11 protein-coding genes and 1 tRNA gene are annotated in these 13,052 nt (G+C 61.4%); 7 read left to right on the top strand and 5 right to left on the bottom strand.

Annotation, left to right across the window (positions count from 1 at the left end; translation table 11 throughout):
* Positions 1 to 192: hypothetical protein (locus tag ACMO6A_RS03720; protein ID WP_418470801.1), on the bottom strand; the 192-nt coding region annotated here is incomplete at its 3' end.
* Between the two features lie 136 nt (positions 193 to 328).
* Here ACMO6A_RS03720 and ACMO6A_RS03715 point away from each other — a divergent pair.
* Entirely contained in the window at positions 329 to 1,342 is a 1,014-nt protein-coding gene (locus ACMO6A_RS03715) for a DUF559 domain-containing protein (protein WP_009305656.1), read from the top strand.
* Between the two features lie 392 nt (positions 1,343 to 1,734).
* Here ACMO6A_RS03715 and ACMO6A_RS03710 read toward each other — a convergent pair whose 3' ends face one another.
* Together ACMO6A_RS03710 and ACMO6A_RS03705 are read right to left on the bottom strand one after the other, a co-directional pair.
* Positions 1,735 to 2,574, bottom strand: coding sequence for an ABC transporter ATP-binding protein (locus ACMO6A_RS03710; protein WP_009305659.1), 840 nt, complete (start codon positions 2,572 to 2,574; stop codon positions 1,735 to 1,737).
* Between the two features lie 106 nt (positions 2,575 to 2,680).
* Positions 2,681 to 4,267, bottom strand: a complete 1,587-nt coding sequence (locus tag ACMO6A_RS03705) for a glycine betaine ABC transporter substrate-binding protein (protein ID WP_009305661.1) — start codon at positions 4,265 to 4,267, stop codon at positions 2,681 to 2,683.
* A 363-nt stretch (positions 4,268 to 4,630) separates the two neighbouring features.
* Here ACMO6A_RS03705 and ACMO6A_RS03700 point away from each other — a divergent pair, with 363 nt between their 5' ends.
* Positions 4,631 to 5,977 (top strand): citrate/2-methylcitrate synthase, encoded by a 1,347-nt coding sequence (locus tag ACMO6A_RS03700; protein ID WP_009305662.1) that lies wholly within the window; start codon positions 4,631 to 4,633, stop codon positions 5,975 to 5,977.
* Between the two features lie 684 nt (positions 5,978 to 6,661).
* Here ACMO6A_RS03700 and ACMO6A_RS03695 read toward each other — a convergent pair.
* Together ACMO6A_RS03695 and ACMO6A_RS03690 are read right to left on the bottom strand one after the other, a co-directional pair.
* Positions 6,662 to 6,749 (bottom strand) — tRNA-Ser (locus tag ACMO6A_RS03695).
* Positions 6,750 to 6,888: 139 nt separating this feature from the next.
* Positions 6,889 to 8,394, bottom strand: a complete 1,506-nt coding sequence (locus tag ACMO6A_RS03690; protein ID WP_227110570.1) for an FAD-dependent oxidoreductase — start codon at positions 8,392 to 8,394, stop codon at positions 6,889 to 6,891.
* A 353-nt stretch (positions 8,395 to 8,747) separates the two neighbouring features.
* Here ACMO6A_RS03690 and ACMO6A_RS03685 point away from each other — a divergent pair, with 353 nt between their 5' ends.
* The 5 genes from ACMO6A_RS03685 to ACMO6A_RS03665 form a co-directional block, all read left to right on the top strand.
* Entirely contained in the window at positions 8,748 to 9,662 is a 915-nt protein-coding gene (locus tag ACMO6A_RS03685) for a LysR family transcriptional regulator (protein WP_009607744.1), read from the top strand.
* Positions 9,663 to 9,670: 8 nt separating this feature from the next.
* A complete protein-coding gene (locus ACMO6A_RS03680; RefSeq protein ID WP_009305665.1) occupies positions 9,671 to 10,174 on the top strand; it encodes a nucleoside deaminase in 504 nt (167 codons plus the stop codon).
* Positions 10,171 to 11,172 carry a 4-(cytidine 5'-diphospho)-2-C-methyl-D-erythritol kinase gene (gene ispE, locus ACMO6A_RS03675; protein ID WP_009305667.1) on the top strand — a complete coding sequence of 334 codons (1,002 nt, stop codon included), beginning with the start codon at positions 10,171 to 10,173 and terminating at the stop codon, positions 11,170 to 11,172. Before ACMO6A_RS03680 ends, ispE begins: the two co-directional genes overlap by 4 nt.
* A gap of 125 nt (positions 11,173 to 11,297) precedes the next feature.
* The gene (locus tag ACMO6A_RS03670; RefSeq protein ID WP_009305668.1) at positions 11,298 to 11,852 is read left to right on the top strand and encodes a LemA family protein; all 555 of its coding nucleotides are present in this window, start codon (positions 11,298 to 11,300) and stop codon (positions 11,850 to 11,852) included.
* Between the two features lie 165 nt (positions 11,853 to 12,017).
* Positions 12,018 to 13,052: sensor histidine kinase (locus tag ACMO6A_RS03665; protein WP_418470800.1), on the top strand; the 1,035-nt coding region annotated here is incomplete at its 3' end.

Genomic DNA, 13,052 nt, shown 5'->3' with positions numbered 1-13,052 from the left:
GAATTGTCTTTTTGGCAAATAGTGTGCGAATTCGGAAGCCTGCACGTTCGCGATCGCCCCTGCGCTTTCGGCAAGCGCCCAAGGCGCAGCAAAAACCCCAGCTCGCGAAAACTGCCGGCTCTTTCCCGGTTTTTTCTTTTTCCGAATTCGACCAACTATTGCCACGGCTGCTGCCATGAACTGCCCGATCATGATAGAATCAGCCTCACTACAGAGCCAGTGCAGGCGCTCTCCATCGTTCGAGTAGCCCATTGCTGGAAGCGATGCCCTCGTCTTCCCCTACCACGTCTGCAAGATCCTCTCCGCCCAGGGCAAATAAGGGGGTCTTGTGCAGAAGATCGCACGTGCCTCGCAATCACGCATTGTTTTCGGATACATCACGGCCTTGCAGATGCTGCGCATGGCCCAACCCTGCGAGCTAGCTTCGGTGAGGAGCGGAAAACCAAGCATCCCCGAGCGCGCCCCGCGCACCAAAGAGCTCAGCTCGGCGCTTGAGCGCATAGAAGGGGATCATCCGGGTCTGAGGTTCGAAAGGCCTAGTCACGTGTTGGTGAGCACGCCGAACGGTCGGGCGGGGGAGCTTTGCGTTCCTCATGTGTGCACGAGGGGCTTCTCGCGTTCCTCGTTCTTTCGATTGGGCGATGACGTGTTCTTCAGCAAACCCGAGCTTGCATTCATTCAAATGGCAACGCGGATCCGCAACGAGGTTTCGCTGCTTGAGTTGGGGTGGGAGTTGTGCGGGTCGTATCAGACGAGGCGTACTGGCGTTTCGGTTGGATACGATGTCGAGCCGCTGACAAGCGTTCGGGCTTTGCGCGACTACGTAGCGTGCAACAGCTCGCTCGGCGGTGCGCAGAAGGTCGCGCGCATCCTTCCATTTCTCGTGGACGGGTCCGCATCGTCGCGCGAGACGAAATTCGCGCTTGTCCTGGGATTCAGTCCTTTCCGCGGAGGTTACGGCATGGGCTTTCCCCGCATGAACTACGAGGTGATCGCAAGTCCGGCGGCGCGCGCGATTTCCGGGAAGAAAAGCTTTCGCTGCGATCTCTGCTGGCCAGAAGCGAGGCTCGACGTGGAGTATCAAAGCAAGGAGAATCACGAAGGCGAACTCAGCCGCATCCGGGATTCGAGAAGGGCTAACGCGTTGGCGGCCATGGGCTGGACGGTGCTCGGCGTCACCAATGACGAGCTGAACAGCCTTGCGGCTACCGATGCGGTGGCTGAAGCGATTCGTCGTCACCTCGGCAAGCGCCTGCGAACGAACGTCTCCGACTGGCATGCCCGCAAGCTGCGCCTGAGAAGGCGGCTCGGGCTGCCCGTGGGATACGAGGAGGCGATCTGATCGGGTGGCGAATTGCGATGCCGGCGGTGCGCTTCTGGTCGGGTGCGGCTGTGCAGCGAGCCACCTTGAGCTGAGTGCGGGGGTACGGCGGTGCAGCGAACCCCGGTGCTTTTGGCAAAAAGTGGCCGAATTCGGAAACCACAAAACGGATTGATCGAAGGCTACGAAGCGTGGCGTTTTCAGTACCTTGTCGACCAGGCGTTTTACGACACGGTCGTCCCTGTCTTTCAAGACGGTTGCCTTCGCCTCCCTTGAGACTTCCGAATTCGATGGTATTTTGCCATCGAGGGCCCTTCCGGCGTGCAAGGACCGGCTCGGGATAGTGGTGGGAGGGGCGGCTCCCTCGACTCGGGACGGCTTTCTCGCTGAGGGCGGCTATCTGGGGCGGCGCGCTATCGCGCGTACACGGTGCGCTTGCGCGTAACCAGGCGGTCGACGAACTCGGTGGCGGGGTTGCGCAGGATGTCGCACGGCTCGGCGAACTGCACGGCACGGCCGGCCTCCATCACCAGCACCTTGTCGCCCAGGTCGAGTGCCTCGTCGATGTCGTGCGTCACGAACAGCACGGTGATGCCCGTCTGCCTATGGATGCGCTTGATCTCGTCCTGCAGGCTGCCGCGGGTGATGGCGTCCACGGCGCTGAACGGCTCGTCGGCCAGCAGGATGTCGGGGCTGGCCGCCAACGCGCGGGCGATGCCGACGCGCTGCGCCTGTCCGCCCGACAGCTCGGCGGGATAGCGATCCATGATGTCGTGCGGCAGCCCGATGATGTCCATCCATTTCGCGACGGCCTCCTCGGTGCGACCCTCGTCGCCGCTGTTCAGCAGCGAGGGCACGTACGCGATGTTCTGCTCCACGGTGAGGTGGGGAAACAGCACGCTGCCTTGGATGGCGTAGCCGATGTTTCGGCGCAGCTCGATGGGGTCGACGCCGCTCGTGTCCTTCCCGTGCACCAGCACGCGTCCATCGTCGGGCATCGCCAGCGCGTTCACCATTTTCAACAGCGTGGTCTTGCCGCAGCCCGAGCTGCCGATGATGGTGACGAACGCGCCTTCGTCGATGTCGAGGTTCGCGTCGTCCACGGCGACGGCATCGCCGAATCGCTTGCTGACGTGCTCGAACGCGACGGCGGGTGTGGAGCCTTCTTCTGCTGGCGCCGCACGGGATCCTTCGACTTCGCGCTGCGCGCTCCGCTCAGGATGACAAATCGCGAAACCCTCGGAACGTCCCACCCTGTCATCCCGAGCGCAGGCGACGGAGTCGCCGGAGTTGCGACGCGAAGCTAGTCCTTTAGGGAAGGATTCCGCGCTGTGCGTCTGCGCGAATGCATGCTCCATGCTACATCAGCCCCTTCTCGGCCAGGAACGCGTCGGCCACTGCTTTCGGCTCCTGCCCTTGCGTCTCCACTTCGTTGTTCATGCGCGCCATGTCGGCATCGGTGATGGCCCCTTGCAGCTTCAGCAGCTCGCCGCGCAGCTCGGGGTGCTTTTCCAGCGCGTCCTGTCGCACGACGTTGCCGCAAAGATACGACGGATAGAAGTGCCGGTCGTCCTCCAGCACCACGAGGCGCTCGTCGGCCACCTGCCCGTCGGTGGTGGACACGACGATGGCATCCACCTGGCCCTCGAACAGCGCCTGGTACTTCAAGCTGATGTCCATGTCTCTCGTGGTGCCGAAGTCCATGCCGTAGGCTTGCTGCAATCCGGGGTAGCCGTCCTGCCGGTCGAAGAAGTCGGGCTCGGCACCCAGCGTCAGGCCGCCCGCTGCGCCCGCCAGGTCGGAATACGTGCGCAGGTTGTAGCGCTCGGCCGCGTCGCGGCTCACAGCGAGGCCGTACGTGTTGTTGAACCCGTACATGCCCACCCAGGTGAGGCCTAGCTGCGATTCGTATTCCTGCTGCATCGTGTCGAACATCGACTCGTCGTAGGTGTCGTCGTGCTTGAGGACGGCGTTCCATCCCGTTCCCGTGTACTCGGGGTAGAGGTCGAAGTCGCCCTTCTCCATGCCGGGCTCGATGTTCGACGTGCCGCCGCCCACGCCCTGCGTGAGCTCCACCTTGAGGTCGGTATCGTGCTCGATCAGCGTGTTCAGCATCTCGCCGAGGATGTACTGCTCGGTCATGGGCTTCGTGGCGATGTTCACCACGTTCTCTCCGCCGCCGCGGTTCGCGAACGCGAACGCCCCGCCCGCTATCAGCACCACGGCCGCGCCCGCCGCGACGGCCGGGGCCAGCTTGCGACGCGAAGTCCGACGCGCACCCGAACGCTTCTGCCGCCGTGCGCTCGAAGGCTCCAGGTGGCGTCGCGTGGACTTCTCGGCTAAGCCCAGCAGCAGGTCCACCGCGATGGCTAGCAGCGCGATCAGCACGCTGCCTGCCAAGGTCAAGGCCATGGTGTTCGTGGTGATGCCGCGGAAGATGGCCACGCCCAAGCCGCCTGCGCCGATGAACGTGGCGATGCCGGCCAGCGCGATGGTCATGGTGGCCATGTTGCGGATGCCGCTCATGATGACGGGGGCGGCCAGCGGCAGCTCGATGCGGTACAGCAGCTGGCGGTCGGTGGAGCCCATGCCGCGTGCCGCTTCGATGATGGCGGGATCGATGGTGGTGAGGCCGGTGTAGGTGTTGCGTACCATCGGCAGCAGCGCGTACACGGTGAGCGCCACGATGGCGGTAGGGTCGCCGATGCCCGTTATGGGGATAAGGAAGCCGAAAAGCGCAATGGATGGGATGGTGTACACGAAGTTGACCAGCGCAAGCACGGGCTTCGCCCCTCGCCTCCATGTGGCGATGGCGATTCCCAGCGACAGTCCGATGAGCGCCGCCAGCGCAATGGATATGAGCGAGATGCCGATATGCTGCAGAAGGAGCTCGAAAAACCAATCGCGTTTTTCAACGAGCAAGGCCAGGGTTTCGGTCAGAATCAAGAGGAATCCTCGCTTTCGCACGTGGTGACGGACGCTACGTCGAGGGTTGAGATGCGGACTGCATGGTTAAATCCTACAGACTTCGTCAACATTGTAATCAAGTGTCGGTGCTTGGGCGCGGCAAGGCGGTCGTGTTACCTAATCGCCACGAGACGGTGGATTCCCGGGTACTGCCTGTGGTTTTCGCCGGGTGACTGGCATGCATTGATTGCGCAGTGGGTCGCTGCGCTTTATCATAATAAAGAGAGACGTATTTTCCCATTCGCCATATCCACCAGAGACCGCGTGTTTCAAGGGCGGTCATCGCGTGCAGCATGGTATTTCGGAAGAGGGGCCGCGCTCGCGCGGCAGGAAGGATGCGCCATGGCAACTGAAAGCCAGATCGCTCTGTACGAGAACTTCAAGGCGATCAACACCATCGAAACCGCGAGCTACGACCAGTTCGACGTGAAGCGCGGCCTGCGCAACGCCGACGGCACGGGCGTCATCGCGGGTCTTACGAACATCGCCAACGTTCACGGCTACGTGGTCTCAGACGGCGAGAAGGTAGCCGACGAGGGTATGCTGCGCTATCGCGGCTACGACGTGTACGACCTGCTGGACACCAGCGTGGCCGATCGCCGCTTCAACTTCGAGGAGGTGGCGTACCTGCTGCTCATGGGCGAGCTGCCCACACAGGAGCAGCTCGACCGCTTCATCGCCGCGCTCGATGCCGAACGCGAACTGCCCGACGGCTTCACCGCCTCCATGATCATGCGCGACACCCCGCCCGACATCATGAACATGCTGCAGCGCACCATCCTGCTGCTGTACGCCTACGACGCGGACGCCGAGGATCGCTCGGCTCATCACGAGATCCACACCGCCATCTCGCTGATCTCGCGTCTGCCGCGCATCATGGTGCTGACCTACTACGCGAAGCAGGCTCGATACAACAACGGCTCCATGATCATGCATCGCTTCATTCCCGGTCAGTCCACGGCCGAGACCATCCTGTCCATGCTGCGTCCCGATCGCCAGTTCACGGCTGAGGAAGCGCGCATGCTGGACATCATGCTGTGCCTGCATGCCGAGCATGGCGGCGGCAACAACTCCACGTTTGCCACGCGCGTGCTGACCTCGTCCGACACCGATCCGTACTCCACGTACGCCGGCGCTATCGGTTCGCTCAAGGGGTCGAAGCATGGTGGCGCGAACCATCAGGTGCTAGCTATGCAGCAGGAGATCAAGCAGAACGTGGCCGACTGGTCCGACGAGGGCCAGGTGGCCGACTACCTGGCGAAGATCGTCAACAAGGAGGCTTTCGACAAGACGGGTCTCGTGTACGGCATGGGGCATGCGGTGTACACGAAGTCCGACCCGCGCGCCATCATCTGCAAGCAGTTCGCCGAGAAGCTGGCCGTGGGCACGGAGTTCGAGGCCGAGTATCGTCTGCTGGAAAGCATCGAGCGCCTGGCGCCCGAGGTGATTCTGCGCGAGAAGGGCACCAGCAAGGACATGTGTGCGAACATCGACATGTATTCGGGCTTCGTGTACTCGATGATGGGCATTCCCGAGGATCTGTTCACGCCGCTGTTCGCGTGCGCGCGCATGTCCGGCTGGGCTGCGCACCGCTTCGAGGAGATCGTCTCCGGCAAGCGCATCATCCGTCCTGCGTACAAGTCCATTCGCAGCGGCAAGCGCGATTACGTTCCCATGAGCGAACGCTAGGGGCGGGGCGGCCGTCGACTCGGGTCGCCTGTTCGCGCGGCGCTTGTGCGGCCGCGCGCCGGATCGTTCGACATTGCGCCGCGAACGGATGTTTCACGTGAAACATCCGCGACCGAACGCACTCCAATGAACAACGTGCTCCTTTCCCAACGGGCGAGGAGCGCGTTTCTTTTTGCGAAGGATTCGCCCGCTTCGCTGCAGTGCCCGAGTTCTTCGCTGTCTCCTGAGATCGCTCCGCCACGAAGGCGCCCAAGCCCCTCGCTGCGTTTCGTCCGCTCCGCCACGAAAGGGCCTGGTCCCTTACCGTGCTCCGTCCGGTTCGCCGGCGCTCGCGGCTCATGGACGTTTTTTGCGCAGCCTTCTGCAGCAAAATCGAGTTTTTGGCAGTCTTTTCCTGGTTTCAGCGCGGTTTGAGGACGCTCGGCGCCAAACTTGTTGGTAAAACGCCAGGTCGCGTGTTTCCCTCTATGGACGGAGAAGGGCTCGGTCTGCCAAACCGGCGATTTTGCTGCGCATGAGCTGCCCAATCATGCGCAGCCGAAGCCGGCTCCATGCGCGCGAAGCGGCCGCCTCTCGAATGTTTCACGTGAAACATTCGCTCGTGAGCAGGGAGTTCAAGCCGGAAGGCAGGACCGAACAAAGAAAAGCGCCCGGAACCAGCTGGTTCCGGGCGCGCTGCGTTTCTGGCGGAGGCGGTAGGATTTGAACCCACGAAGCCTTGCGGCTTAACAGTTTTCAAGACTGCCGCCTTCAACCACTCGGCCACGCCTCCGCATGGGGTTTGCGCGTGTGCGCAACGTTTAGGATATCATGCAGTCAATCGCAATGCGACAAGAAATTGACCGCGCATCGCACGAAGCCGCATCGCTCGTCCGTGTCGGCTGCTCGTAAGCGTCCTTTGCGCTTTCGGCTCATTCCACGATGGTTGCGCTCTCGGGGCTTTCAGTTGCGGCGGCGGCTCCGGCTATCTTGCCGAAGACGAGTGCCTGAATGAGGCCGTTGCCGCTCATGTAGGCTGCACCTCCGCGTGAGGAGAATCCTTCGGTGCAGCCGCCAGCTGCATATAATCCCTTGATCAGGCTCTTGTCTGCGCGCAGCACGTGACCTGCTAGATCGGTTGCCATGCCGCCCTGCGTATGGCGAATCTCGCCTGTAACCTTCACTGCGTAATACGGGCCATCGAAGCTTTCCGGCAGATGGGATCGGTTGAATTTATCCTCGCCCTTTTCGATGGCGGCCTGATACTCTGTGATCGTCTTTTCCAGCGTCGCGGCGTCCGTCCCGATGGCGGCGGCCAGCTCGGCACTGGATGCACCTTTCATTACGATGCCCTCCGCTTCCCACTCAGCGTATTTCGCGCTCTTCGCTACCTGCGCGTCGGTGAAGCATAGGTAGGCGATGTTGTCGGATTGCGCTATGACATGAGGGGACAGTTCGGAATAGCCGGTGTATTCGTTGGCGAAGCGGTTGCCTTCTTGGTTCACCATGATGCCGCCGTTGTTCGCAATGCCTTGTTCAAGCGTTTTGCCGTTGTCTACTCCGTGAAACGCATGGCCTTGGTAAGCGCCCATGTTCTGGAGGTTCGCGCCCAGCTCTTGCGCCCAGAGGATGCCTTCGCCGGTAGCTCCTGGCGCCACCATTTTGAAAGCATCAACGGCCTCGGGGCAGTATTGCGCCAGCATGTCGGGGTTGTTGGCGAACCCGCTCGATGCAAGGACGGTGTTCTTTGCCAGGATGGCCAGCTCGTCCTTGCCCATTTTGCCGTAAGCGCCTACGACGTCGTCGCTATCGTCCGCGAGCACCAGTCCCTGCATTTCGCATGACAGCATCTGCGTGATTGCGTCGTTGGCGCTCATGCTTGCGACGAGCGCATCGGTCAGTCCCTTGCCGGCATCGGCGGTGGTATGCATGCGGTGCGCAGTCTGACCGTAATACAGCGCTTGGTCGATGGTCCACACCGCGCCGTGCTTCTCGGTCCACTCGACGATGTCTTTTGATTGTTCGGTCACGGTGCGCACTAGGTCGGGTCGAACGCTGTAGTTGTTCGGACGCATGATGTCCATAACGCATGCGTCCACGCTGTCGTTTTCGCCCATGTCCATTTGCTGCTGAGTGCCTACGGCGGGAATCTTGCCGCTTGAAAGCATGGTGGCTCCGCCCAGAACGCTTGTCTTCTCGCACAATGTCACTTGCGCGCCTTGCTCGGCAGCGCTGAGCGCGGCGCACAGGCCCGCTCCGCCTCCGCCGATGACCAGCACGTCGGTTTCGGTTTGCGTCATGCCGGCGATGTCGCTCTTGCGCTTAGCGAATTGATAGCTGCTACCTTGCGACGAGGTTTTTGCTGCGCCCCCGGTCTCGTTCTCGTTGGGCGAGCAAGCGGCGAGCGCGCCTCCCGAGGCAAGCACGACCGATCCCAACCCCAAGCCCTTCAAAAGGTCCCTGCGTGTCAGATTTCCCATGACAATCCCCTTCCTGTAACGGTGCGGGCATCCCGGCCCGCTCTTGGAGCACTATACGTTTGACCGTGCGGGTGCGAAAAGAAACTCTTATATGTCATGAAGCGTCAACTAGAAGTCGACGTATATCGGTAATACCAGGTCAAAAGGGTGTACGTCATGCGCATCGACTTATCTTGCGATGAGGAGCGCAACTTTGTAGGCTTCAAGCGCAGTCGTTTTGTCTATACTGAGAAAAGGGGGATCCGACCGCGTCGTCACTTGTCGGGAGCGGTCGAGGGGACGCGCGAAGGCCATAGGCGAGGGGAACAACCATGGCAAAGTTTCGTATGGATGTCGATCAGAAAAGGTATTTTTGCACGCTGTGCTCGGAGGGCAGCATCACTCGAGCCGCGCAGTCGCTTTACCTTTCGCGGCAAGGTTTGTCGAAGAGCATGAAGAGCCTCGAAAGCCAACTAGGCGCGCAGCTTTTCGTCCGTGGCAAGAAGGGCGTCGAGCTGACGGCGGCGGGCAGGATCCTTCTCCGTTATCTGCACGAAGAGGGTCGGCTGTGGGATGCGTGCGTTGCCGATATCCGTTCGGTTAGCCAAACGGATTCCGAGCTGGTGCGCGTGGGTTTGCTCAGCATGTACGTGGGGTACAGCCAGAAGCGAGGGTTGCTGGCGAGCTTCCAAGATGATCCGCGCGTAAAGATCGAAGTGGTCGACGGCGACCATGATGCATTCTGGAAAGCTATAGCGGAAGGGGAGCTGGAGCTTGCGTTTTCCATAAAGCCTCCTGATGATTTGGGATTGCCCTCAATAAAGCTATGCGACGACGGTTTGTCGGTCTTGCTGTCGGCCAGCGACCCGTTGTCGCGCAAGAGGTTCATCGACTTCGAGACTGATTTGAGGGGGAAGACGGTAATCCAGACGAGCCCTTGCAAAGGCAGGCTGTACGAGGCGACGTTTCGAAAATACGGCATCAACATGACGTTGCTTATGCATGACAAGAACCTTATGTTGGCTCAGGTTTCAATCAGCAAAGGCTGCTTTATTATTCAAACCGAGTACGCAAAAATGCTGGTCACCGATCAGGTTTGCATGAGGCCGCTGATCAATGCGCCCATCGAGATGGACTCTATGCTGGTGTTCGCCCCTGCGCTACGCCCTATGGCGCGTGCGGTGGCGCGTCATCTGCTAGCGCCGTACGGCAAGGAAAGCGAACTCGATGCGTATTTTGGCATATAATAAGCGACATGACCGATGAAGACTACATGCGCATGGCAATCGAGGAAGCGCGCCGCGCCGAAGAACTGGACGAAGTCCCCATCGGGGCCGTTGTCGTATACGAGCCCATCGATCCTGGAACGCGCCGCCCCTTGGCCGAGCCGCAGGTGATCGCGCGCGCGTGCAACCTGCGCGAGACTACGCAGGATCCGGCGGGGCATGCCGAGTTCATCGCACTCAAGCAGGCGGCCGAGCGTTTGGGCGTGTGGCGGTTAACCGGCTGCACGGTGTACGTGACGCTGGAGCCGTGTGTGATGTGCGCGGGCCTTATGCATCAAGCGCGCGTCGACCGCTGCGTGTACGGCGCGGCCGACCCGAAGGCGGGCGCTCTCGGCACGCTGTACGCGGTCAACGCAGACGAGCGCCTCAACCACACCTTCGAAGCTGTCTCTGGCGTTCTGGGCGATGAATGCGCCGAGCTGCTGCGCAGCTTCTTCGCGCGCAAGCGCAAGAAACGAATGGAATCGAAATGACGCAACCGAGCAAGAACGGCGAAAACGCCGTAGACATGCTGGCCGTGGCTCGCATCGCGCAGGGCGTGGACATCGCGGGCTTCGCCGGCCCCGATGCCGTCAAGCTGGTGGCACCGGCGAAAGTGAATCTGTTCCTCGACATCGGCGCGAAGCGCGCGGACGGCTATCACGAGGCCGTCAGCATCATGCATGCGCTCATGCTGCACGACGTTTTACGCATGAAGCTGGCGCCGGGACGCGGAGAAGGTCTATCCGTCGATCTCTCGTGCGTTGCGCGCGAAGGGCTCGCGATGCTCGATGTGCCCGTGGAGAGCAACATCGTGGCGAAGGCCGTGCGCTTGCTGGCTGAAAAATTGGGACGCACGGCTGACGAGACGGTGGTCGCCTGCCTCGAGAAGCACATCCCCGCCGAGGCCGGTTTGGGCGGCGGCTCCTCCGACGCCGCCGCGGCGCTGCTGGGCGCTGCGCACTTGTGGGGCGTGCCTGCCGACGATCCGCGTATCGAGGAAGCAGCACGAAGCCTGGGTGCCGACGTGGCGTTCTTCCTGCATGGCGGCTGCGCTTGCTTCACGGGCGTGGGCGATGCGTTCGACCATGCCCTTGCGCCCATGAACGGCAACGTCGTGCTCGTGAAGCCCGAGGGCGGCGTGTCCACGGCTGCCGCGTACCGCGCGTTCGACGAGCATCCCACGGCCATTTCCGAGGCCGATCGCGAAGCAGCCCTCGAAGCCCAGCGCGCCGCCGACGTGCCGCTGCGCAACAACCTCGTGCCCGTTTCCGAGCACCTGCTTCCGGCGCTCGTGGACATCCGCTTGTGGGCTAGCGAGCGCGCCGACGTGCAGCGCGTGCTCATGTCGGGCAGCGGGTCGGCCGTGTTCATGCAGTGCGCCACGTTCGCCGATGCAGGTCGCGTGGCCGCCGAGGCGCGCATGCGCGGCTGGTGGGCGCGTGCTACCATGTTTGGCTCGGCGCGTGCGGCCGTGGTGCCGAACCGCTGAAATTTCGGCAGCCCGATGCATTCGCGAAATCTAAGTGTTACGATTCGGTTTACCAATCGGTAGCGGATTTCCTGAATGGCATGCACGATGGTAGAATGCTAGCCACGTAACAGCAAAGGAGAGCTATGAGCATCCCATTGATCATCATCCTCGTCATCGTCGTCGTGCTGGTTGTGGCCGTGATCGGGCTATACAACAACCTCGTCAAGCTCCGCAACATGGTGGATAACGCCTGGGCGCAGATCGACGTGCAGTTGCAGCGCCGTCTCGACCTCATCCCGAACCTCGTCGAGACCGTCAAAGGCTATGCTGCCCACGAAAGCGGCACTCTCGAGGAGGTTACCAAGGCTCGCACCGCCGTCATGAACGCGCCTACGCCCGAAGGCAAGATGCAGGCCGACGGCTTCCTCACCGGTGCGCTGAAGAACCTGTTTGCCGTCGCGGAGGCCTACCCCGACCTCAAGGCGAACACGAACTTCCAGCAGCTTCAAGCAGAGCTGTCCAACACTGAAGACAAGATCAGCTACATGCGCCAAAGCTTCAACGACACCGTCATGAAGTACAACACTGCGATCCAGACGTTCCCTGCAGTGCTCATCGCGGGCATGATGGGCTTCAAGCAGCGCGATAGCTTCGACGCGACGGCGGGCGCGGAAGTCGCTCCCAAGGTGCAGTTCTAGCCAAGTTCAACGAGCGTCGCGTCTCTGCGCGGCGCTCGTCGAAAACTATTTTGCGTAGGGTTCGCTGCGCTATCTTGGCGCCTCGTGCTGGCGGCCGTGCGCGCTAGCTTCGCTGAGAGGCGTCTTGCCGCCGTGGATCCTGCGCCCGTCTATCGGAGCGGCTTCATGAAGAAGGTTTCATCGCGGAAGCACGATCGATTCGGTCGCGTGCTCGATTCCGACCCGGTCTATCTTATCGCGGCGCTTGCGCTCATGGCGCTGCTCGTGTCGTTCTACGCGGTTCTGTTGGTGAATATGAACGCCATCGATACGAAAACCGAGGATCTCAAGGAACATCCCTACGCGGTCACCGTTGCGGCAGGTCGAGCCGAAACGCTGCTCATGCAAGTGCGAACGCTGGACAACCGCTTAGCGTTCGCGCGCACGCCGGAGACCGTCGCAAGCGTTAAAACGGAGTTCGCCTCCATCGACGAAAACCTGCGCACAGCGTTCAGGGTGGTTGAACAGCGCCATCACGGCAATCCCGAGAAAGTAAAGGACCTGGTAAGCAACTACGAGGAGTTCAGCGAGTTGCAGGATCGGCTTATCGCCCTCAGCTTGAGCGACGCAGACGACGAGGCGGTTGCCGCTTTTCTGGCGAGTGAAATCGACCCGCGCATCGATCGGATGCTGGAAGACAACCAGGCCATCATATCCGCCGCCGCCCGTTCTTTCGACCAGTTGTACAAGGCGGTCGGCAAAACCCGCCAGGATACCATGTTCACGGCGTCGGTGCTTATGACGGCCATGATGGTGGCGCTGGTGCTGTTCCTCGCGGTGATCAAGCGCAAGAACCGGCAAGAGCGCGAGCTGCAGGAAAGCCTGCGGTGCGCGATGGAGAAGGCGCAGGATGCCAGCGAAGCGAAGTCGCGCTTCCTGTCGAACGTGTCGCACGACATCCGGACGCCTCTCACGGCCATCATGGGACTCGTCGATATAGCCGTCGAGCATATCGACGAGCGCGATCGCGTGAAGGAATGCTTCGACAAAGTGCAGCTGTCGTCGCATCACCTGCTCAATCTCGTGAACGACGTGCTGGATATGAGCAAAATCGAAAGCGGTCAAATCAACCTGTGCTGCAAGCCGTTCGACCTGCATGTCGTCGTGGAAACGCTCGGGTCCATCGTGCGTCCGCAAGCCGATTCGAAGCATCTGACGTTC

This window comes from Eggerthella sp., from assembly GCF_048329335.1.
GTDB classification, from domain to species: domain Bacteria; phylum Actinomycetota; class Coriobacteriia; order Coriobacteriales; family Eggerthellaceae; genus Eggerthella; species Eggerthella lenta.
Note: the sequence above shows the minus strand (reverse complement) of the source record. Positions and strands in the feature narration are given on the sequence as shown.